We start from the raw sequence: 20,063 nt of genomic DNA on the forward strand, positions 1-20,063 counted from the left end.
TCTTCGGTGACGGCTGCGAGCCGCCGGCTGCGACTCAGCCCAGTCGTGGCCCGTGTCGATGACGGACAAGGCGATCCCCCCACCCTGCTTTTCTTTTGAGGTGACAGACCCACTCTGCGTGGGCAGTACGAATGCGCTTGTGAAGATACCGCAAGCATGTCCGGCTCTTGCGGATACGAGCATGCGGCTACGAGTAGGGGTATGTAGCGCAATCTGGACAATGCGCCAATCCTTAGGTGTCCGTTATGGCTCCATGAATACGGTCAATTCAGGCAATTGCGGCAGGGGTTGTGCGATGTCGGAGTGAATAAGGTCACGTGCAGGGCGAGATGGGACTGGTTGTGAGAGTTCCGTGAGCGTGTGCCTAAGATTCGCTCGACAGCCAGCCATGGAATCTGGGGTATTTCATGACCCATCGCAGTAAATCGTCTGGTAAAGGACGAAGCTTCCTTATCATCGCGTCTGTGGTGGTCCTCCTGGCCGCCGCCGGTGCGGCCGCCTACCGGTGGTGGCCGTCGGACGGGGACGACTCCACGGCCCTGACCGTCCGCTACCGCACCGAAGGCCCGACGGTCACGGACGCCGCCACACCCTGGCTGGAAGTCATCAACACGTCCGGCAAGGCGGTGGACCTCGCCGACGTCACCCTCCGGTACCACTACACCGCCGACGAAGGTGCCCGGTTCGCGGCCAACTGCGTGCAGACGTCCCTCGACTGCTCCAGGATCACCCTGCACACGAACGCCGCGCAGAAGGCCGGTCCCAAGGCCGACCACTATCTGGAGGTCGGCTTCGCGGGGGAGGCCGGCACTCTGAAGCCCGGCGGGACGACCCAGGCGATCGGGCTCCAGCTGTACCGCGTCGACGACAAGAAGCTGGACCAGTCGGACGACTACTCGTTCGACGCGGAGAAGACGTCGTACCAGGAGTCCGAGCAGGTCACGGCCTTCCTGGACGGCGCGCAGGTGTGGGGCGAGGGGCCTGACGGCGAGACCGCGGGGTCCGGCCGGCGCGCGGACGCGGACGCCCCCGCCGAAGCGGTGCAGCCGCCCGCCGGCCTCCTCTTCGACGACTTCGCCTACACGGGCCCCGAGGACCCGTCGCTCGCCGCCAACGGCTGGGTGGTGCGCAGCGGCGCGGGCGGCCCGGGCGTCGAGGACTCGTGGTCGGCGAAGGGGGTCACGTTCCCCGCCGGTGAGAAGGAGGACGGCGGGCAGGCGCTGCGACTGGAGGCCCGTACCGACGGCACCAAGAAGGGAACGGTGCAGTCCGAGTTCCACACCGCGCGTCCGGTGTTCCGCGACGGCACGTTCGTCGCCCGCGTGTACTTCACCGACGAACCGGTGAACGGCCAGGACGGCGATCACGTCTCCCAGTCCGTCTTCGCCATCTCGCCGGACCACAAGTCGAAGAAGTACAGCGAACTCGACTTCGAGTACATGGCCAACGGCGGCTGGGGCCGCTACGGTCCGATTCTCGACACCACCAGCTGGCGCAGCAGCGACCTGGGCGACCGGGTCACCAAGCCCCACCAGACGAAGCTCGGCGGTTGGCACACCCTGGCCATGACCGCGGCCGACGGCAAGGTCACCTACTCGGTGGACGGCGAGGTGCTCTTCACCAGTGGGAAGACGTACCTTCCGCGCGAACCGATGAGCATCAACTTCAGCAACTGGTTCATCGACCTCCCCTTCAAGGGAGAGCGTTCCTGGGCGATGAAGGTCGACTGGGTCTACTTCCAGTCCGGTCAGGTCGTCTCACCGGACGACGCGGCGAAGGCCGCGGCCGGCTTCGCCGCCGCGGGCACCCGGCACGTGAACACGCTCAGCGGGGAGTGACCGGCAGGGCGGCGGTCAGCCGGCCTGGGCCGCCGCCGATGCCTGGGCCTCGCCGCGCCGGCGGATCTGCCGGAAGGTGAACTCGGCGAGGTCGTCGCCGGCCCGGAAGACCTGCGTGGACTTCTCCGTCACGTTCTTGCCGTCGGTGAACCCGGAGACGGTGAAGTAGGCGTAGCGGCCGTAGGAGTTGGTGGTGGAGCGGCAGACGGCGCCGGAGCAGAACGACTTGACGCCGCCGCCGGACAGGGAGCGCACGATGCTCTTCTTGTCGGCCTGCTTCTTGGCCTTGACCGCCTGCGCCTCGGTGTCGAAGACGGCCACGCCGACCGTCACGGCGGTGTCACCCCGGGTGTAGGTGACGCGCATCAGCCGGGTGCAGGCGTTGGCGTCGAGGACCTTGGGCAGTGTGCCCTGGGCGGCGGAGCCGCAGGTGCGGGTGTCGGCCGTCGGGCCCTTCTTGTAGACCGTGTCGCCCATGGTCAGCTGGGTGCCGGGGAAGAGCAGCTCCGGGCCGAGCGGGGCCTTGTCCTTCTGGACGCTGGAGACGAAGTCCTTCGGGTCCAGCGGCGGCGGGGCGCTGGTCGGGGCGAACGACGGGGTCGTGGCCGACGCGCTGGGTATGTCCGCCGTCGCGGGCAGCCGGGAGGAGGGGCCGTCGGAGGCCTGGCCGGACCCGTTCGCGGAGACCACGGCCACGGCGACGGCGCCGGCTATCGCCACGGTGGCCAGCGCGCCCCCGCCGATGATGAACAGGCGGCGCCGCTTGGCCCGGGCCTCGGAAGCCTCGGCGAGGGCCGCCCAGTCGGGGGAGGCACCCCCGTCGCCACCGTTCCAGGGCTGCTGTTGCGATTGCGGTTTCCAGGGATCCCACTGCGACTGAGGTCCCCCCTGCCCAAAGCTCATGGGCCGCATCTTAGACGGGCCGAGCGGCGCGCTGGTGCGTGTCCACAGGCCTCGCAGCGCCTAGCGTTCCGGTCATGCGGACGGGCAAAAACGACATCTCCGGGTGGTTGGTGCGACCCGCGGGCGGGCCCGCGCGGGCCGTGCTCGTGACGGTGCTGGCGGCGTCCGCCGTGCACGCGGGGCGCGTGACCTCGGACGGCGGGATGGACAACGCGATCGTCGTGCGGGCCGCCCGTGCCTGGCTGGCCGGCGGCTCCCCGTACGACGATCCGCACTTCCTCTATCTCCCGAGCGCGGTGCTGGCCGCGGCCCCGCAGGCACTGCTGCCCGGGGCCGTGCTGCGGGTGCTGGTGCCGTGCGCGGCGGTGGCCCTGCTGGCGCTGGCCTGGGCCTGTGCGCTGCGCCTGCACCGCGTACCGCTGCGCAGCCGGCTGGCGGTCCTCGGGCTGACCGGGCTCGCGGTGGGCTTCGCACCCTTCGGGCACCTGGTGCGCCTCGGCAACTGGACGGTCACGGCGGCGGTGGCCCTGCCGCTGTCGCTGCTGCTGGCGAGCCGGGGGCGGTGGACGGCGGCGGGCGTGGTCATCGGCACGGCCGTGGCGCTCAAGCCGCTGCTCGCGCCCGTCGTCCTGCTCTTCCTGTTCGCCGGGCGGTGGCGGGCGCTGGCGGCGTCCGTCCTGGTGCCCGCGCTGGCCTCGGGCGCGGCGGCGCTGCTGATGCCCGACCCGGCCGGCTTCTTCACCCGCACCCTGCCGTTCCTGCTGCACGGCGACGACGGTTTCGTACGGCTCTACGAGGCGTCCCCGGCGGCGGTGCTGCCCCGGCTCGGGGTGCCGGGGGCGCTCGCCCAGGGGCTCGCGGTGGCGGCGGCCGGCGCCGGGGTGCTCTGCGCGTACCTGCGCTGGCGTCGCACCGGCCCCGGTCCGCTGCGGTTCGCGGAGACCGGCGCGGGCCTGATGCTCTCGGCGTTCCTCGTCTCCCGGCCGTCCTACGACCACTACCTCCTGGTCGCCCTGCCGCTGCTGCTCGCCGGGCTGCCGTACGCCGGTTCGGTGGCCCGCGAGGCCTGGTTCTGGGTCGCCCTGGTGCCCCAGGTACCGGGGCTGACCTGGCCCTGGCTGGAGTCGGAGCGGCGGCGGGCCTTCAAGGACGCGTTCACCCTGTGCGTGCTGGCGGTGGCGGTCGCCCGGCGGGCCGGGGCCGCGGAGGGGGCCGTCGGCGAACACGCGGGGGCCGGGGGCGCGCCGCAGCCGGCGCGGGCCTCGGCGACCCCGTTTTGACCCGGCTGCGGGGCCCCGGGTATTCTGCACAGTCGTATGTGTATTGGCTTGCTCATTCTCACGTGAGGGGCCCTTACACCGGTCCACCGGGACCGATGACCAGCGATCTGCACGCGGTATGCGTCACCGCGGTGCGGTCAGGGCTGTCGTGATCGTCTTCGGTGACCAATGTCAGGACCACTCACTGAAGAAGCGAAGGCTACGAACCGTGCGTACGTACAGCCCCAAGCCCGGCGATGTGACGCGCCAGTGGCACGTCATCGACGCTCAGGACGTCGTCCTGGGGCGTCTGGCCTCCACCACGGCCTCCATCCTGCGCGGCAAGCACAAGCCGATCTACGCGCCCCACGTCGACACCGGTGACTTCGTCATCATCATCAACGCCGACAAGGTGCACCTCTCCGGCAACAAGCGGACCCAGAAGATGGCGTACCGCCACTCCGGCTACCCGGGCGGTCTGCGCTCCGTGCGCTACGACGAGCTGCTGGACAAGAACCCGGAGAAGGCCATCGAGAAGGCCGTCAAGGGCATGCTCCCGAAGAACTCCCTGGGCCGTCAGATGCTCTCGAAGCTGAAGGTCTACAAGGGTGACCAGCACCCGCACGGCGCGCAGCAGCCGCAGCCGTTCGAGATCACCCAGGTCGCGCAGTAGTTCCGGCCACCCCCTAAGACTGAAGAGAATCTGAGGAGCATCGTGGCCGAGACCACTGCCGAGCAGCCGCTCGAAGAGCTTGACATCGACAGCTACACCACCGAGTCCGAGGTGCCCGTCGAGGGCGAGTACACCTCGGAGTCCATGGCCTCCGCGTTCGGCGAGCCCCAGCCGGCCGCCGGCCTGGGCCGTCGCAAGAACGCCATCGCCCGTGTCCGGATCGTCCCGGGCACCGGCAAGTGGAAGATCAACGGCCGCACCCTCGAGGACTACTTCCCGAACAAGGTGCACCAGCAGGAAGTCAACGAGCCCTTCAAGGTGCTCGAGCTCGAGGGCCGTTACGACGTCATCGCCCGCATCGCGGGTGGCGGTGTCTCCGGTCAGGCCGGTGCGCTCCGTCTCGGTGTCGCCCGCGCCCTGAACGAGGCCGACGTGGACAACAACCGCGGCGCCCTCAAGAAGGCCGGCTTCCTCCGCCGCGACGACCGTGCGGTCGAGCGCAAGAAGGCCGGTCTGAAGAAGGCCCGCAAGGCTCCGCAGTACAGCAAGCGTTAAGCTTCGCTGCCTGCACGTACGTATCGCGGGCTGCTCAGCTCGCTCGAACGTACTCCGAACGCCCCGGCGGCACGCCACTGTGCTGCCGGGGCGTTCGTTTATCCGCTTCGTTGGGCGTATAACGGCACAAGACGTTGAAACGTTGAGACGCCAGCATGGTCAAATGTTCAAACGTTCAAGAGCTTGTGTGATCGTATGGCCGGGCAGTGCGTGCCCCGGACCACGGGAGCCGACTGCGTGGGCCGCGTTCATCGGCAGCCGCTTCCGGAATTGACGTTTCCTCAGGAGGACAAGTGGGACGACTCTTCGGCACGGACGGCGTGCGCGGTGTCGCCAACGCGGATCTGACGGCCGAGCTGGCGCTCGGCCTCTCCGTCGCCGCGGCGCACGTACTGGCCGAGGCGGGCACCTTCGCCGGGCACCGGGCGACCGCGGTGGTCGGACGTGACCCGCGCGCCTCCGGGGAGTTCCTGGAGGCCGCCGTGGTCGCGGGCCTGGCCAGCGCCGGCGTGGACGTGCTGCGGGTCGGCGTGCTGCCGACGCCCGCGGTGGCCCACCTCACCGGCGCGCTCGGCGCCGACCTCGGCGTGATGCTCTCCGCGAGCCACAACGCCATGCCCGACAACGGCATCAAGTTCTTCGCCCGCGGCGGCCACAAGCTCGCCGACGAGCTGGAGGACCGCATCGAGTCCGTCTACGCGGAGCACCGCACCGGCGCCCCCTGGGACCGCCCGACCGGAGCCGGCGTGGGCCGCGTGCGGGAGTACGACGAGGGGCTCGACCAGTACGTCGCCCACCTCGTCGGCGTCCTCCCGAACCGGCTGGACGGGCTGAAGATCGTCCTCGACGAGGCGCACGGCGCGGCCTTTCGGGTCTCGCCGGAGGCGTTCGCGCGGGCCGGCGCCGAGCTGGTCACGATCGGCGCGGTGCCCGACGGCCTCAACATCAACGACGGCTGCGGCTCCACCCACCTCGACCTGCTCAAGGCCGCCGTCGTCGAGCACGGCGCCGACCTGGGCATCGCCCACGACGGTGACGCCGACCGCTGCCTGGCCGTGGACCACACCGGCGCGGAGGTGGACGGCGACCAGATCCTCGCCGTGCTCGCGCTGGCGATGCGGGAGCGCGACGCGCTGCGTTCCGACACCGTCGTCGCGACCGTCATGTCCAACCTGGGCTTCAAGCTGGCCATGGAGCGCGAGGGCATCGGGTTCGCGCAGACCGGCGTCGGCGACCGGTACGTCCTGGAGGAGATGAAGGCCAACGGCTACGCCCTCGGCGGCGAGCAGTCCGGCCACGTCATCATCCTCGACCACGCCACCACCGGCGACGGCACGCTGACCGGCCTGATGCTGGCGGCCCGGGTCGCGCAGACCGGCCGTACGCTGCGGGACCTCGCGTCCGTCATGGAGCGGCTGCCGCAGGTGCTGATCAATGTGCCGGACGTGGACAAGTCGCGGGTGGATACCTCCGCCGAGCTGGCCACGGCGGTTTCCGAGGCCGAGCGTGAGCTCGGGAGCACCGGGCGGGTGCTGCTGCGTCCCTCCGGGACGGAGCCGCTGGTGCGGGTGATGGTGGAAGCGGCGGACATCGAGCAGGCCCGGGCCGTGGCCGGGCGGCTGGCCGATTCCGTGAAGTCGGCGCTGGGGTAGTTCCCGGGGAGCTGACCCCGGCCGGCGTCGACGGCCGGGGCCTACTCGGGTTTCGTGAGGCGGCTGCGCTGGGTCGCCCACAACGCCTTCTGGGCGAGGAGCGTCAGGGTGCCCGCCACCACGATGCCGAACAGGTTCAGCAGGAGCTGCTCGGTGGAGCCCACCATCTGGCCGGTGTCGCCGAAACTCAGGGCCACGGCCGCGTTCGCGGCGGCCGGGACCGTGGTGACGGAGATGGCGACGCCGACCAGGGCGCCGGACTTGGCGGAGGTCAGCGAAAGCGTGCCCGCCACTCCGGCGAGGAGGGCCACCACGAACGAGAACCAGTCCGGGGCGTAGACGAAGCCGGTGTTGGGCCGGTCGGCGTCGAGCTTGCTCTCGCTGAAGAGGCCGAAGGCGTCCATCACCCGGCTGAACGCCACCGTCACCGCCATCGCCACCGCGAAGCCCACCAGCAGGGCGATCGCCGAGCGCAGGGCCAGGCGCGGCGCCCGCTGCACGACCGCGGTGCAGATGCCGGCCAGCGGGCCGAACTCCGGTCCGACCGCCATCGCGCCCACGATCAGGATCGCGTTGTCGAGCACCACACCGCAGGCCGCGATCATCGTGGCGAGGGTGATGAAGGCGACGTAGGTGATGGAGAGGGTCGACTCCTCGTGCGTCGCCTCCTCCAACTGCTCCCACAGCACCGCGTCGGCGGGCTCGCCCGGCGCGTCCCTCTCCGCCCTGTCGGCGTGCTTCGAGAGCGACAGGTCGATGTTCTCGGCGGTGATGGCGCCGCGGCTGTCGATGCCCAACGCCCTCAGCCGGTTGATGAGTTCGTCGCCGGCCTCGCGGGCCACGTCGCACATGACGACGTCGCCCTCGGGGTCGCGGGCGGCACCCGGCAGGACGACCAGGTGAGTGGTGCCGACCGTCCGGTCGATCAGGTGGACCACCTCGTCGGTGTGCTCGGCCGGGGTGATCAGGCGCAGATGCAGCATCCGGTATTTCTACCGGCTGCGCGAGCCGCCGTCACAGCTTGCGGAGCCTCAGCCGCTGCACCTTGTGGTCGGGCCCCTTGCGCAGGATCAGGGTGGCCCGGCTCCGGGTCGGGGCCACGTTCTCCACCAGGTTGGGCTTGTTGATGGTGCGCCAGGTGGTGCGGGCGTAGTCGAGCGCCTCCTCCTCCGACACCTGGGTGTACTTGCGGAAGTACGAGGACGGGTTCTGGAAGGCGGTCTCGCGCAGCTTGCGGAACCGGCTGAGGTACCAGCGCTCGATGTCCTCGGTGCGGGCGTCGACGTACACGCTGAAGTCGAAGTAGTCGGCGAGACCGACCCTGGTGCGGCCGTCCTTGCCGGGCAGCGCGGGCTGGAGCACGTTGAGGCCTTCGACGATCAGGATGTCGGGGCGGCGGACGACGAGCTTCTGGTCCGGGACGATGTCGTAGATGAGGTGGGAGTAGACGGGGGCGGTCACCTCGCCCTTGCCCGCCTTGATGTCGGCGACGAACCGGGTGAGGGCCCGCCGGTCGTACGACTCGGGGAAGCCCTTGCGGGACATCATGCCGCGGGCCTCCAGCTCCTTGGTGGGCAGCAGGAAGCCGTCGGTCGTGACCAGCTCCACGCGCGGGTGCTCGGGCCAGCGGGACAGCAGTGCCTGGAGCAGGCGGGCGACGGTGGACTTGCCGACCGCGACCGAGCCGGCGACCCCTATGACGAAGGGGGTGCCGGACTGTGAGCCCTGTTCACCGAGGAAGGTGTTCAGCGCGCCGCGCAGGCCGTCGGTGGCACCGACGTAGAGGTTGAGGAGCCGGGACAGCGGGAGGTAGATGTCCCGCACCTCGTCGAGGTCGATGACGTCGCCGAGGCCGCGCAGCTTCTCGACCTCGTCGGCGGTCAGCGGCAGCGGCGTCTTGTCGCGCAGCGCGCTCCACTCGGGACGGGTGAGGTCGACGTAGGGAGTCGCCTCCGGCCGCTGCCGGTGGGCGCTCCTGGGCATCGAGGAGACCGATGAGATCACAGTCCATTGTTAACGGAGTTCGAACGGGGTGGCGGGTGGGCTGTGTCACGTCGGCCGGTCCGCCGTGTCCGGTGGCCCGGCGAAGTTACGGGCGAGTACGGGTGGCTGATTATCGATCGTGTGTGTGATTGTCGTATGTACGGTGCACAGGGCCGGGCGAGCCCCCTCCGCAGGTCTCGGCAGGGCAGGGCATGCCTGACACGGCCCCGGCGTCTTCTCGCAGGGCCCGAGACCCTCCCGCACGACCCGACATCATCCCGATGAAAGAGTGCCGACGTGAGATCGACCGTTGTTCGCCGCACCGCCCTCGTGGCCTCCGCCGCCGCCCTGACCCTGCTCGTCACCGCCTGCGGCGGGTCGTCCGACGACGGTGACGCGGCCGGTGACGACAAGGCGGAGTCGAGCCGGTCCGCCCCGGCGGGTGGCGCCGAGGCCGAGTCGGGCCGGTCCGCCCCGGCGGGTGACGCGCTGGGCGCCGCCGAGCTGGAGAAGATCGCTCTCGCCCAGGCGGACGTCAAGAACGGCAAGGTCGCCACCGAGATCCCGGCGGACGAGGACGTCGCCAAGGACAAGATCTCGACGGACGACAAGGCCTGTCTGCCGCTCGCCCTCGCCGTCGCGGCGGCGGCCCAGGGTGAGCCGGGTGCCGAGGTGAAGCGCTCCTGGGAGGGGCAGACGGACACGCTCTCCGAGGGCTCGGGCCCGGACGGCCAGGACATGACCGAGGTCCAGGTGAACATGATCAGACTGAACGTCGCCTCCTACGCCGGCGGCGGCGCCGAGCAGGCGCTGGCGGAGCTGAAGACGGCCACCGAGAAGTGCGCCGGCGGTTTCACCGCCACCGTGGACAGCGAGAAGATGCGGGTCGCCGAAGTCACCACGGCCGCCGCCCCCAAGGGCGGGGACGAGGGCGTCGCCGTCACCCTGGGCATCGACATCGGCCAGGACGCCAACGCGCCCATGAAGGTCGTCGCGGTCCGCAAGGGCGGCACGCTCGCCTCCTTCAGCGCCACCAACCTCTCCTCCATGATGAGCGGCGTGGACTTCGAGGTCCCCATGGACGTCGTGGACGCGCAGGTAGCCAAGCTCGGCTGACGCCCGGCACTGGCGGCGGGCCCGCCGGCGGCGTTCGTACCCCGGTGGGAATTTCCGATTTCGGGCATGAGAAGGCCGGTTTGAGATCGAAAGTGATCGTAGGCTGCCGTTCATGTGCGGAATCGTGGGATATGTGGGGTCGCAGTCGGCGCTCGATGTCGTGATGGCCGGACTGAAGCGACTCGAGTACCGGGGATACGACTCGGCGGGCGTCGCCGTGCTCGCGGACGGTGGCCTCGCCACCGCCAAGCGCGCCGGAAAGCTCGTCAACCTGGACAAGGAACTGGCCGAACGGCCACTGCCGGCCGCCGTCACCGGCATCGGCCACACCCGCTGGGCCACGCACGGCGGACCGACCGACGCCAACGCCCACCCGCACCTCGACAACGCGGGCCGGGTGGCCGTCGTCCACAACGGCATCATCGAGAACTTCGCCGCGCTGCGGGCCGAGCTCGCGGAACGCGGCCACGACCTGGCCTCCGAGACCGACACCGAGGTCGTCGCCCACCTGCTCGCCGAGGAGTTCTCCTCCCGCTCCGACCTCGCCGAGGCGATGCGGCAGGTGTGCCGGCGGCTGGAGGGCGCGTTCACGCTGGTCGCGGTGCACGCGGACGCGCCCGACGTGGTCGTGGGCGCCCGCCGCAACTCGCCGCTCGTGGTGGGCGTGGGCGAGGGCGAGTCCTTCCTCGCCTCGGACGTGGCGGCCTTCATCGCCCACACCAGGGACGCCGTCGAACTGGGCCAGGACCAGGTCGTCGAGCTGCGCCGGGACGGTGTGACGGTCACCGGCTTCGACGGCAGCCCGGCCGACGTCCGCTCCTACCACGTCGACTGGGACGCCTCGGCCGCCGAGAAGGGCGGCTACGCCTCCTTCATGCTCAAGGAGATCGCCGAGCAGCCGAAAGCGATCGCCGACACCCTCCTGGGCCGCATCGACGGATCCGGCACACTGAGCCTGGACGAGGTCCGCATCCCCGCGGAGGTGCTCCGGGAGGTCGACAAGGTCGTCGTCGTCGCGTGCGGTACGGCCTTCCACGCCGGGCTGATCGCCAAGTACGCCATCGAGCACTGGACGCGCGTCCCCTGCGAGGTGGAGCTGGCCAGCGAGTTCCGCTACCGCGACCCGATCCTCGACCAGCAGACCCTGGTCGTCGCGATCTCCCAGTCCGGCGAGACCATGGACACCCTCATGGCCCTGCGCCACGCCCGCGAACAGGGCGCCAAGGTACTCGCCATCTGCAACACCAACGGCTCGACGATCCCCCGCGAGTCCGACGCGGTCCTCTACACCCACGCCGGCCCCGAGGTCGCCGTCGCCTCCACCAAGGCCTTCCTCACCCAACTGGTGGCCTGCTACCTCGTCGCCCTGTACCTCGGCCAGGTGCGCGGCACGAAGTACGGCGACGAGATCCGCGACGTCGTCCGCGACCTCTCCCGCATCTCCGGCGCCGTCGGACAGGTGCTGGAGACGATGACGCCCGTACGGGAACTGGCACGCTCCCTCGCCCACAAGAACACGGTGCTGTTCCTGGGCCGGCACGTCGGCCACCCCGTCGCCCTCGAAGGCGCCCTCAAGCTCAAGGAGCTGGCGTACATGCACGCCGAGGGCTTCGCCGCGGGCGAGCTGAAGCACGGGCCGATCGCGCTGATCGAGGAGGACCTGCCGGTCGTCGTGGTCGTCCCTTCCCCGCGCGGGCGCTCCGTCCTCCACGACAAGATCGTGTCCAACATCCAGGAGATCCGCGCCCGCGGCGCCCGCACCATCGTCATCGCCGAGGAGGGCGACGAGGCGGTCGTCCCCTACGCCGACCACCTCGTCCGCATCCCCGCCACCCCGACGCTGCTCCAGCCGCTGGTGGCGACGGTCCCGCTCCAGGTCTTCGCCTGCGAACTGGCGACGGCCCGGGGCAACGAGGTGGATCAGCCGCGGAACCTGGCGAAGTCGGTGACGGTGGAGTGAGCGGGCCTCAGGGCGTCGGGGAAGGTGGCGAAGGTCCCGGCCGGGAAGGTGAGGACCGCCCCGGCCGGGGTCTTTGAACCGCGGACGGCGAAGGGGGTGGGGGAGCGGGCTGTCTCCACGCAGGAAGCGCCGTCCCCGGCGTTGGAGTAAGAAGACTCGCGCCAGTTGTCGAGGGTGCTGACGACGTGTTCACGCTTCCTCGGTCAGGCCGTGGACGAAGTCATGCGAAGGCACGGGATCCAGCGACGCGGCTTCCGGTCTACGGAGGAGTGTTCGAAGAACGCTGAGCTGGGCCTCGGAAGTCGATGAGGACGGTGGTGTGGGGTGAGTCGCCAACGGCCGTATCCAGCCTGGGTACGAACTGGGCGCTGCGGCGCGGACGGCGTGAACGTTTCCTCGCCGCTCGAAAGGGTGAACGCATTCCGATCACGCGGAAATCGAGCCCTACTCCCGAAATAGGTTGCGCGCATGGTCACATCCACCCACGAGACCTCGCACCGGATCTTCCAGGATCATCCGGAGGTTCTCACGCCGATCTTCGAGGCGTTAGGCATGCCGCCGCCCGCCAAGGCGGAGATCGAGCTCATGACTCCCGATGCCACGGAGCTGAAACCGCTTGAGCGCCGTGTGGACACGGTGCTGAAGGTCGAGCCGTCCGACGGGGAGAGCTTCGTGCTCGCCGTCGAGGCCCAGACCCGTAAAGCCGCTGGCAAGGAAGTCAACTGGCCGTACTACGTGGCGTATTTGCGTGCGAAGTTCGGCCTGCCGGTACTGCTCGTCGCGGTCTGCCGCAACCGGTCCACGGCGGCCTGGGCCGCCGGGCCCTTCGCATGCCGGGTCGGGCCGTGGGAGTCCCAGGTCACGCGCCCCTTCGTGCTGGGGCCGGACAGTGTTCCGGAAATCAGCGACGAAGCGGTGGTGGCGCGAGAGCCGGCGCTGGCGACGTTCTCCGCCATCGTGCACAGCGAAAGCCGGGACATCGACGCCATACTGCATTTGCTGGCCCGTGGAATGCGGTCGTTCGACAAACCCACGGCCAAGTACTGGTCGGAACTGCTGGAAGTGGGCCTGGAGGACACTCCGGCCCGAGAGACGTGGAGGGAGCTGGAGAAGATGGTCATCTCGTATTTCCCGGGCAGGGGAACGGTCTGGGAGGAGACGTACTACGAAGGCAGGGCCAAGGGAGAAGCCGAAGGCAGGGCTGAGGGCAGGGCTGAGGGCAGGGCCGAGGGGGAGGCCGTGGGCAGGGCCAAGGGGAAGGCCCAGGGTGTCCTGCGGGTGCTCGAAGTCCGTGGCCTGATGGTGTCCGACGACGCCCGCGCCCGAGTCACCGGCTGCTCGGACCTCGCTCGCCTCGACGACTGGCTCGACCGGGCCGGGACGGTCGAGCGAGTGGAAGAGCTGTTCGCGGGGGTGCCGGACGAGCCGCGGGAGGAGCGCCGCTCGGAGTGAGTCACCCGTCGGCCGGGTGCACCACGGTGACCAGGCGGAAGCGCTGCAGGACCGCCGGGGTCGTGTCGTCAACGGAGAAGCCCGGGTCGTTCAGGGCCGCGCGCATCTCCTCGCCGTGCCAGAACCGTTCGTGGCCCGCCCGCCACTCGGCCACGCTCGTGTATCCCTCGCCCTCGTCCACCGCGTGGGCGAGATCCACCTGTCCCAGCGGGACGACGCGCACGCCGGTCACCTCGATGACGGCGACCGGGCGGTCCTGGGAGTCGACGACCACTTCGCGGCTCCCGACCTCCGGCAGCGGATCGCCCTCGTGCTCGTAGTCGACGACGAGGCCGGTCGTCGAAGTCTTCGAGCCGTCGAGGATCGCCGCGACCAGCTGGTCACGCAGTGGGCCGGGGAAGGCGAACTCGGCCCTGGGCAACGAAGCGAGGTCCGTGGGGTCCCAAGCGGGAACTGGCGTCATGCGAACACCGTAGGACCCGGGCGTCCCACGGCACACCCCCGCTCACTCTGCCCGAGCCACGTCCCGCCACGCCCCCGGGATCGCCTCCGCGACGTCGTGCGCCCCTGTCGGCGCGCCGTCCGCCGCGAAACGGCCCGCCAGGCCGTGGACGTACGCCGCCGCGCTCCCCGCGTCCAGCGCGGGGAGTCCCGCCGCCAGCAAAGAGCCCGCCAGCCCCGACAGCACGTCCCCGCTGCCCGCCGTGGCGAGCCACGACGTGCCCGTCGCGTTGACCCGCACCGGGCCTCGCTCCGCCCCGGCCACCACCGTCGTCGACCCCTTCAGCAGCACCGTCGCCCCGTACCGCCCCGCCAGTTCACGCGCCGAGGCCAGGCGCGCGCCCTCGACCTCCTCGCGGGCCACCCCGAGCAGCGCCGCCGCCTCCCCGGCATGCGGCGTCATCAGCGTCGGTGCCGTACGACCCCGCACCGCGCCCGCGTCGGCCAGCCGCAGTCCGTCCGCGTCGATCAGCACCGGCACCTCGGCCGCCAGCACCTCGGCCACGGTCCCGGCGTCGTCCCCGGCGCCCGGACCGACGACCCACGCCTGCACCCGCCCCGCCCGCTTCGGCCCCTGGTCGGAGACGAGCGTCTCCGGGTAGCGGGCGATGACCGCGTCCCCGGCCGGTCCGACGTACCGCACCGCCCCGGCCCCGCCCCGCAGGGCCCCGGCGACGGCGAGCACGGCCGCGCCCGGATATCGGGCCGACCCGGCGGCGATGCCGACGACCCCCCGCCGGTACTTGTCGCTCTCCGCGCCCGGCACCGGCAGCAGCCGGGCCACGTCCGCGTGCTGCAACGCCTCCAGTTCGGCCGCGTCGTCCGGCAGCCGCAGCCCGATGTCCACCAGCCGCACCGACCCGGCGTACTCCCGCGCCGGATCGATCAGCAGCCCCGGCTTGTGCGTCCCGAACGTCACCGTCAGGTCGGCCCGGACCGCCGACCCCCGCACCTGCCCGGTGTCCGCGTCGACCCCGCTCGGCAGGTCGACGGCGAGGACGGCGGCCCGCGACCGCGCGGCCGCGCCGGCGAGCGGTACCGCCTCCTGACGCAGCCCGCCCCGGCCGCCGATCCCGACGATGCCGTCGACGACCAGATCGGCCCGCTCGATCAACTCCTCGGCGGACCCGGGCTCCGTGACCCGTCCGCCCGCCCGGCGCAGCGCCGCCAGCCCGCCGCCGTGCGCGCGCTCCGGCGTGAGCGGCACCGCCGTCACGCCCGCCCCCCGCCGGGCGAGACGCGCCCCGGCGTACAGGGCGTCGCCGCCGTTGTCCCCGCTCCCGACCAGCAGCACCACCCGGCTGCCGTACACCCGTCCGGCGACCCGCCCGAGCACCTCCGCGCAGGCGGCGGCGAGCCCGGCCGCGGCCCGTTGCATCAACGCGCCCTCCGGAAGCCGTGCCATCAGCTCCCGTTCGGCGTTCCTGACCATCTCCACGCTGTACGCAGTCCGCATGCCGTCGAGTCTTCCCCGTACGCCGTGAACGTCACGGACCCGCCCCGCGACGTCACTGATCCCCTCCTGCCGAGCGGGCGACGCGGAAGCCCACGTCGTCGACCCGGAACGTCGGGTGGCTGCGGCGCCGCACGGAGGCCCGGACGCTCCAGTGCTCGTCGAACCAGCCGCCGCCGCGCAGTACCCGGTAGGTGCCGTACACCTCGGCGTCGTAGAGGTCCCAGCACCACTCCCAGACGTTGCCGAGCGTGTCGTACAGGCCCCACGCGTTCGGCAGCCTGCCGCCCACCTCGTGGACGCGCTCCCGCGAGTTGCCGCGGTACCGGGCGATGTCGTCCAGGGGGCCGTAGCGCGGGCCGTCGGTCCCGGCGCGGCAGGCGTGCTCCCACTCGGCCTCGGTCGGCAGGCGGTATCCGTCGGCGGACGTGTCCCAGGCGACGGCGCCGTCGGCGTCGACGCGGTAGGCCGGACGGAGCCCCTCGCGCCGCGACAGGGAGTTGCAGAACCCGACCGCGTCCGTCCAGGAGACCTCCGTGACGGGCAGCCGCTCCTCCCGCGCGCCCGGGGGCGGCTGACCGGTGACCCGCGCGTACTCCGCCCGCGTGACGGGGAACACCCCCAGCCGGCAGGACGCCACCTCCACCGGCCAACTGCGCCGCGTCCGCCGGTCCGACAGCATCACCCGTCCCGGCGGTACGCAGACCATCCCCGTCCCGGTCCCCGCACCCACGTTCTCGACACCCGCACCACTGACGTTCATGGGCGTCAGCCTTCCGCGATCACCACCGCCGACGCCACCCCCGCGTCATGGCTCAGCGACACGTGCCACGACGCCACCCCCAGCTCCGCCGCCCGCGCCGCCACCGTCCCCGTCACCCGCAGCCGCGGCCGCCCGTTGTCCTCGACGTACACCTCGGCGTCCGTCCAGTGCAGTCCGGCCGGCGCGCCGAGCGCCTTGGCCAGTGCCTCCTTCGCCGCGAACCGGGCGGCGAGCGAGGCGATGCCCCGGCGCTCCCCGCTCGGCAGCAGCAACTCGCTCTCCAGGAACAGCCGCCGGGCCATCGCCGGAGTGCGCTCCAGCGACGCCCCGAACCGCTCGATCTCGGCCACGTCGATCCCGACCCCGATGATGCTCATGCCGGGCACCCTAACGACTGGTGAGCGCGCGGGAACGGGGTCCGGGTGCTCTGAGAGACTGGGGGCACGATGAGTGAGACAGCTGCTCGGCGGGACGCGGTGTCGCGGGCCCGTGCCGAGATCGACCTGGCCGCACTGCGGGCCAACGTCCGCGCACTGCGCGAACGGGCCCCCGGGGCGGCTCTCATGGCCGTCGTCAAGGCCGACGCCTACGGTCACGGCGCGATTCCGTGCGCCCGCGCGGCCGTCGCGGCGGGCGCGACCTGGCTGGGTACCGCCACGCCGCAGGAGGCCCTCGCGCTGCGCGCGGACCCGGCACTGCCGGACGACGTGCGGATCATGTGCTGGCTGTGGACACCCGGCGGCCCCTGGCGGGAGGCCGTCGAGGCCGGTCTCGACGTGTCCGTCAGCGGGATGTGGGCCCTGGACGAGGTCACCGGGGCGGCACGCCGGGCGGGGCGCCCCGCGCGCGTGCAGCTCAAGGCCGACACGGGGCTCGGCCGTAACGGCTGCCAGCCCGGCGAGGACTGGGCCGAGCTGGTGGGGGCGGCCCTGCGGGCCGAGGACGAGGGGCTGCTCCGCGTCACCGGTCTCTGGTCGCACTTCGCCTGTGCCGACGAGCCCGGGCACCCGTCCATCGCCGCCCAGCTCGCCGTCTTCCACGAGATGACGGCGTACGCCGAGCAGCAGGGCGTGCGCCCCGACGTGCGGCACATCGCCAACTCGCCGGCCACGCTCACCCTCCCCGAGACCCACTTCGACCTCGTACGGCCCGGCATCGCGATGTACGGCGTCTCGCCCAGCCCCGAGATCGGCACCCCCGCCGACTTCGGACTGCGGCCCGTGATGACGCTGGCCGCCTCGCTGGCCCTGGTCAAGCAGGTCCCCGGCGGCCACGGCGTCAGCTACGGGCACCACTACACCACCCCCGGCGTGACCACCCTCGGCCTCGTCCCCCTCGGCTACGCGGACGGTGTCCCGCGCCACGCCTCCTCCACCGGCCCCGTCCTGGTCGACGGCAAGTGGCGCACGGTGGCGGGGCGGATCGCGATGGACCAGTTCGTCGTCGACCTGGGCGGGGACCGGCCGGAGCCGGGCACCGAGGCGGTGCTGTTCGGCGCCGGCGACCGCGGCGAGCCCACCGCCGAGGACTGGGCACAGGCGGCGGGCACCATCGCGTACGAGATCGTCACCCGCATCGGAACACGCGTTCCGCGCGTCTACGTGAACGAGTGACGCGTCCGTCCGGCGCGTGACGTGCACGCCACGCGTTCAGGTGAAGCAACGACCAGCGGGCAATCGGCAACCAGCGGGGAACCGCGGGACGGCCCGGCGAAGAGGAGCGGTACGTGAGCGAGAGCAACGCGGAGGCTGTCGCTGCGGCCGTCGTCTCCGCCACGGACGCGGCCGCCGGCGGCTGGCGCCGGGCGACCGGCATCGCCGGTGTCGCGATAGGCGTGGTCGCGGCGGGCGCCGCGGCCGGCGTGGCGATAGAACGGCTCACCGTCGGTCGAGGGATACGCCAGAAGGCCCGGCTCGCCCTCGACTCGGCGGGCCCGTACGGCGGACTGCGCGGCACCCCGGGCAAGGCCTACGCCGACGACGGCACCGAGCTGTACTACGAGGTCGACGACGTCGACCCGGAGACGGAGTCCGCGCTCACCCGGCGTCGGCGGCGGCTGTTCGGCCGTAAGGCACCCGCTCCCGTGACGGTCGTCTTCAGCCACGGGTACTGCCTCAACCAGGACTCCTGGCACTTCCAGCGGGAGGCACTCAGGGGCGTCGTCCGCACCGTGCACTGGGACCAGCGCAGCCACGGCCGGTCCGGCCGTGGCGTGTCGCAGGTGCGGGACGGCCGGCCGATCAGCATCGAGGACCTGGGCCGGGACCTGAAGGCCGTCATCGACGCGGCCGTGCCCGAAGGCCCGATCGTGCTGGTCGGGCACTCCATGGGCGGCATGACCGTGATGGCCCTGGCCGACGGGTTCCCCGACCTGGTCGCCGAGCGGGTCGTCGGCGTCGCGCTCGTCGGCACGTCCTCCGGGCGGCTCGGTGAGGTCAACTTCGGATTGCCCGTGGCCGGTGTCAACGCGGTCCGGCGGGTGCTCCCGGGCGTGCTGAAGGCGCTGGGGCAGCGGGCCGAGCTGGTGGAGAAGGGGCGGCGGGCGACGGCGGACCTGTTCGCCGGGATCATCAAGCGGTACTCGTTCGCGTCCCGGGAGGTCGACCCGGCCGTGGCCCGGTTCGCCGAGCGGATGATCGAGTCGACGCCGATCGACGTGGTCGCCGAGTACTACCCGGCCTTCAACGACCACGACAAGACCGAGGCGCTCGCCCACTTCACCGGCCTGCCCGTCCTCGTCCTGGCCGGCGTGCGGGACCTGGTCACGCCGAGCGAGCACAGCGAGGAGATCGCCGACATCGTGCCGGGCGCCGAGTTGGTGCTGGTACCGGACGCCGGGCACCTGGTCATGCTGGAGCACCCGGAAGTCGTCACCGACCGCCTCGCCGATCTGCTCGCCCGCGCTGGGGCGGTACCGTCCACCGCTACGGTTGACGGCTGTGACTCCGCCTCTTCCTGAGCGGAAGCGGCTTCCAGCCTTCCGGCTGCGGTCCGGCCCGAACCGACCCCTTGCGGGGTGTGACAAGCCTACTACTGCAAGTGAGTGACGATGGAAGAAAGCGCGAAGTGGAACACCCCGTCGGAATCCGGCCCGGCCGAGATCACCGTCACCTCCCCGGAGCAGATGCGGGAACTGGGCCGCAGGCTCGCCAAGGTGCTGCGCGCCGGTGACCTGGTGATGCTCAGCGGGGAGCTGGGTGCGGGCAAGACGACGCTGACCCGGGGGCTCGGCGAGGGCCTCGGCGTACGCGGCGCCGTCACCTCCCCGACCTTCGTGATCGCCCGCGTGCACCCCTCCCTCGGCGACGGACCGCCGCTCGTCCACGTCGACGCCTACCGGCTGTCCGGCGGCCTGGACGAGATGGAGGACCTCGACCTCGACGTCTCCCTGCCCGACTCGGTGATCGTGGTGGAGTGGGGCGAGGGCAAGGTCGAGGAGCTGACCGACGACCGGCTGCGGCTCCGGATCGACCGGGCCGTCGGCGACACCACCGACGAGGTGCGGCACGTGACGCTCACGGGTGTCGGTGAGCGCTGGGCCGCGGCCGACCTGAGCGTGCTCACCGGCTGAATCCGGGTTTTCTTCCGGGAGGCGTTCCGACAACGTGTCGGGAAGATATTGCGTTCCGGGTGTCGCGCGTGGTCACATGGTACCCAGCCCGTAGTTAGGCATGCCTAACTACGCCCCGCCCCCGACCTTCAGGAGGCGTTCATGTCAGAGACCGAGCCGCAGTCGCAGCAGTCGCGGTCGCAGACCCGGCAGCGGCCGCAGTCGCCCGCGCCCGCCGGAGTCTCGATGCACGACCTGCTCGCGTCCTGCGCCGCCGCGTCGGTGATCTCGACGCCGCCGCGCGCGCCCGAGCCGGAGACGTGCCGCCCCGTACGGGAGCACCGCGAGGCCGCCTGATCCGCGTGGCCTGTGCGGCTCGTACGTCCCGTGCGGTCCGTACGGACG

The 20,063-nt window shown here is 71.5% G+C and carries 19 protein-coding genes and 1 pseudogene; 12 read left to right on the forward strand and 8 right to left on the reverse strand.

Annotated features, from left to right (window positions below):
- Positions 1 to 464 precede the first annotated feature (464 nt).
- Positions 465 to 1,838 carry a cellulose binding domain-containing protein gene (locus ACH4F2_RS04165; RefSeq protein ID WP_398131111.1) on the forward strand — a complete coding sequence of 458 codons (1,374 nt, stop codon included), beginning with the start codon at positions 465 to 467 and terminating at the stop codon, positions 1,836 to 1,838.
- 15 nt (positions 1,839 to 1,853) lie between these two features.
- Here ACH4F2_RS04165 and ACH4F2_RS04170 read toward each other — a convergent pair whose 3' ends face one another.
- On the reverse strand, positions 1,854 to 2,741 hold the full coding sequence (locus ACH4F2_RS04170) for a hypothetical protein (protein ID WP_398131112.1): 888 nt from the start codon (positions 2,739 to 2,741) through the stop codon (positions 1,854 to 1,856).
- A 74-nt stretch (positions 2,742 to 2,815) separates the two neighbouring features.
- Between ACH4F2_RS04170 and ACH4F2_RS04175 the strand changes: the two genes are divergently transcribed.
- The 4 genes from ACH4F2_RS04175 to glmM all read left to right on the forward strand — a co-directional run bounded on the left by ACH4F2_RS04175 (position 2,816) and on the right by glmM (position 6,880).
- Positions 2,816 to 4,021: a glycosyltransferase family 87 protein gene (locus ACH4F2_RS04175; protein WP_398131113.1), complete on the forward strand. Its 1,206-nt coding sequence runs from the start codon at positions 2,816 to 2,818 to the stop codon at positions 4,019 to 4,021.
- A gap of 208 nt (positions 4,022 to 4,229) precedes the next feature.
- Entirely contained in the window at positions 4,230 to 4,673 is a 444-nt protein-coding gene (gene rplM / locus ACH4F2_RS04180; protein WP_031041507.1) for a 50S ribosomal protein L13, read from the forward strand.
- 42 nt (positions 4,674 to 4,715) lie between these two features.
- Positions 4,716 to 5,228, forward strand: coding sequence for a 30S ribosomal protein S9 (gene rpsI / locus ACH4F2_RS04185; RefSeq protein ID WP_398131114.1), 513 nt, complete (start codon positions 4,716 to 4,718; stop codon positions 5,226 to 5,228).
- Positions 5,229 to 5,521: 293 nt separating this feature from the next.
- Entirely contained in the window at positions 5,522 to 6,880 is a 1,359-nt protein-coding gene (gene glmM, locus ACH4F2_RS04190) for a phosphoglucosamine mutase (protein WP_398131115.1), read from the forward strand.
- A 41-nt stretch (positions 6,881 to 6,921) separates the two neighbouring features.
- Here glmM and ACH4F2_RS04195 read toward each other — a convergent pair whose 3' ends face one another.
- Positions 6,922 to 7,863, reverse strand: a complete 942-nt coding sequence (locus ACH4F2_RS04195) for a DUF389 domain-containing protein (RefSeq protein ID WP_398131116.1) — start codon at positions 7,861 to 7,863, stop codon at positions 6,922 to 6,924.
- 31 nt (positions 7,864 to 7,894) lie between these two features.
- Positions 7,895 to 8,884, reverse strand: coding sequence for a type I pantothenate kinase (gene coaA, locus ACH4F2_RS04200; RefSeq protein ID WP_398131117.1), 990 nt, complete (start codon positions 8,882 to 8,884; stop codon positions 7,895 to 7,897).
- A gap of 276 nt (positions 8,885 to 9,160) precedes the next feature.
- Here coaA and ACH4F2_RS04205 point away from each other — a divergent pair, with 276 nt between their 5' ends.
- Both ACH4F2_RS04205 and glmS read left to right on the forward strand, forming a co-directional pair.
- Entirely contained in the window at positions 9,161 to 9,979 is an 819-nt protein-coding gene (locus ACH4F2_RS04205; protein ID WP_398131118.1) for a hypothetical protein, read from the forward strand.
- A 112-nt stretch (positions 9,980 to 10,091) separates the two neighbouring features.
- Complete coding sequence (gene glmS / locus ACH4F2_RS04210) at positions 10,092 to 11,939, forward strand: glutamine--fructose-6-phosphate transaminase (isomerizing) (RefSeq protein ID WP_398131119.1); 1,848 nt, start codon at positions 10,092 to 10,094, stop codon at positions 11,937 to 11,939.
- Here the strand turns inward: glmS and ACH4F2_RS04215 are convergent.
- Positions 11,900 to 12,094: pseudogene (locus tag ACH4F2_RS04215) on the reverse strand (DUF397 domain-containing protein); the annotation flags it as partial. The gene glmS and the pseudogene ACH4F2_RS04215 overlap by 40 nt on opposite strands.
- Before the next feature lie 313 nt (positions 12,095 to 12,407).
- On the opposite strand from ACH4F2_RS04215, the gene ACH4F2_RS04220 reads away from it, so the two are divergent.
- Positions 12,408 to 13,391 (forward strand): hypothetical protein, encoded by a 984-nt coding sequence (locus ACH4F2_RS04220; protein WP_398131120.1) that lies wholly within the window; start codon positions 12,408 to 12,410, stop codon positions 13,389 to 13,391.
- A 1-nt stretch (position 13,392) separates the two neighbouring features.
- Here ACH4F2_RS04220 and ACH4F2_RS04225 read toward each other — a convergent pair whose 3' ends face one another.
- The 4 genes from ACH4F2_RS04225 to ACH4F2_RS04240 are packed head-to-tail and all read right to left on the reverse strand — an operon-like array spanning position 13,393 to position 16,485.
- Entirely contained in the window at positions 13,393 to 13,854 is a 462-nt protein-coding gene (locus ACH4F2_RS04225) for an ASCH domain-containing protein (protein WP_398131121.1), read from the reverse strand.
- A 42-nt stretch (positions 13,855 to 13,896) separates the two neighbouring features.
- Positions 13,897 to 15,348, reverse strand: coding sequence for an NAD(P)H-hydrate dehydratase (locus tag ACH4F2_RS04230; RefSeq protein WP_398131122.1), 1,452 nt, complete (start codon positions 15,346 to 15,348; stop codon positions 13,897 to 13,899).
- Positions 15,349 to 15,400: 52 nt separating this feature from the next.
- Positions 15,401 to 16,108, reverse strand: a complete 708-nt coding sequence (locus ACH4F2_RS04235; protein WP_398131123.1) for a formylglycine-generating enzyme family protein — start codon at positions 16,106 to 16,108, stop codon at positions 15,401 to 15,403.
- Between the two features lie 5 nt (positions 16,109 to 16,113).
- Positions 16,114 to 16,485, reverse strand: a complete 372-nt coding sequence (locus tag ACH4F2_RS04240; protein ID WP_398131124.1) for a holo-ACP synthase — start codon at positions 16,483 to 16,485, stop codon at positions 16,114 to 16,116.
- Positions 16,486 to 16,554: 69 nt separating this feature from the next.
- On the opposite strand from ACH4F2_RS04240, the gene alr reads away from it, so the two are divergent.
- The 4 genes from alr to ACH4F2_RS04260 all read left to right on the forward strand — a co-directional run bounded on the left by alr (position 16,555) and on the right by ACH4F2_RS04260 (position 20,015).
- On the forward strand, positions 16,555 to 17,721 hold the full coding sequence (alr, locus tag ACH4F2_RS04245; RefSeq protein ID WP_398131125.1) for an alanine racemase: 1,167 nt from the start codon (positions 16,555 to 16,557) through the stop codon (positions 17,719 to 17,721).
- A gap of 113 nt (positions 17,722 to 17,834) precedes the next feature.
- Positions 17,835 to 19,067 carry an alpha/beta fold hydrolase gene (locus tag ACH4F2_RS04250; protein WP_398131126.1) on the forward strand — a complete coding sequence of 411 codons (1,233 nt, stop codon included), beginning with the start codon at positions 17,835 to 17,837 and terminating at the stop codon, positions 19,065 to 19,067.
- Between the two features lie 90 nt (positions 19,068 to 19,157).
- Positions 19,158 to 19,679, forward strand: coding sequence for a tRNA (adenosine(37)-N6)-threonylcarbamoyltransferase complex ATPase subunit type 1 TsaE (gene tsaE / locus ACH4F2_RS04255; protein WP_398131127.1), 522 nt, complete (start codon positions 19,158 to 19,160; stop codon positions 19,677 to 19,679).
- Between the two features lie 141 nt (positions 19,680 to 19,820).
- The gene (locus tag ACH4F2_RS04260) at positions 19,821 to 20,015 is read left to right on the forward strand and encodes a hypothetical protein (RefSeq protein WP_398131128.1); all 195 of its coding nucleotides are present in this window, start codon (positions 19,821 to 19,823) and stop codon (positions 20,013 to 20,015) included.
- Positions 20,016 to 20,063 lie beyond the last annotated feature (48 nt).

The sequence above is a fragment of the Streptomyces sp. NPDC017890 genome (assembly GCF_044328675.1).
Lineage (GTDB): Bacteria > Actinomycetota > Actinomycetes > Streptomycetales > Streptomycetaceae > Streptomyces.

Excerpts from the sequence above, each read along its gene's own strand:
- ACH4F2_RS04170 (WP_398131112.1), bottom strand. The coding sequence starts at position 2,741 with ATGAGCTTTGGGCAGGGGGGACCTCAGTCGCAGTGGGATCCCTGGAAA.
- glmS (WP_398131119.1), top strand. The coding sequence starts at position 10,092 with ATGTGCGGAATCGTGGGATATGTGGGGTCGCAGTCGGCGCTCGATGTC.
- tsaE (WP_398131127.1), top strand. The coding sequence starts at position 19,158 with ATGGAAGAAAGCGCGAAGTGGAACACCCCGTCGGAATCCGGCCCGGCC.
- ACH4F2_RS04260 (WP_398131128.1), top strand. The coding sequence starts at position 19,821 with ATGTCAGAGACCGAGCCGCAGTCGCAGCAGTCGCGGTCGCAGACCCGG.
- ACH4F2_RS04220 (WP_398131120.1), top strand. The coding sequence starts at position 12,408 with ATGGTCACATCCACCCACGAGACCTCGCACCGGATCTTCCAGGATCAT.
- ACH4F2_RS04230 (WP_398131122.1), bottom strand. The coding sequence starts at position 15,348 with ATGCGGACTGCGTACAGCGTGGAGATGGTCAGGAACGCCGAACGGGAG.
- alr (WP_398131125.1), top strand. The coding sequence starts at position 16,555 with ATGAGTGAGACAGCTGCTCGGCGGGACGCGGTGTCGCGGGCCCGTGCC.
- ACH4F2_RS04240 (WP_398131124.1), bottom strand. The coding sequence starts at position 16,485 with ATGAGCATCATCGGGGTCGGGATCGACGTGGCCGAGATCGAGCGGTTC.
- ACH4F2_RS04175 (WP_398131113.1), top strand. The coding sequence starts at position 2,816 with ATGCGGACGGGCAAAAACGACATCTCCGGGTGGTTGGTGCGACCCGCG.
- ACH4F2_RS04195 (WP_398131116.1), bottom strand. The coding sequence starts at position 7,863 with ATGCTGCATCTGCGCCTGATCACCCCGGCCGAGCACACCGACGAGGTG.
- ACH4F2_RS04235 (WP_398131123.1), bottom strand. The coding sequence starts at position 16,108 with ATGAACGTCAGTGGTGCGGGTGTCGAGAACGTGGGTGCGGGGACCGGG.
- ACH4F2_RS04225 (WP_398131121.1), bottom strand. The coding sequence starts at position 13,854 with ATGACGCCAGTTCCCGCTTGGGACCCCACGGACCTCGCTTCGTTGCCC.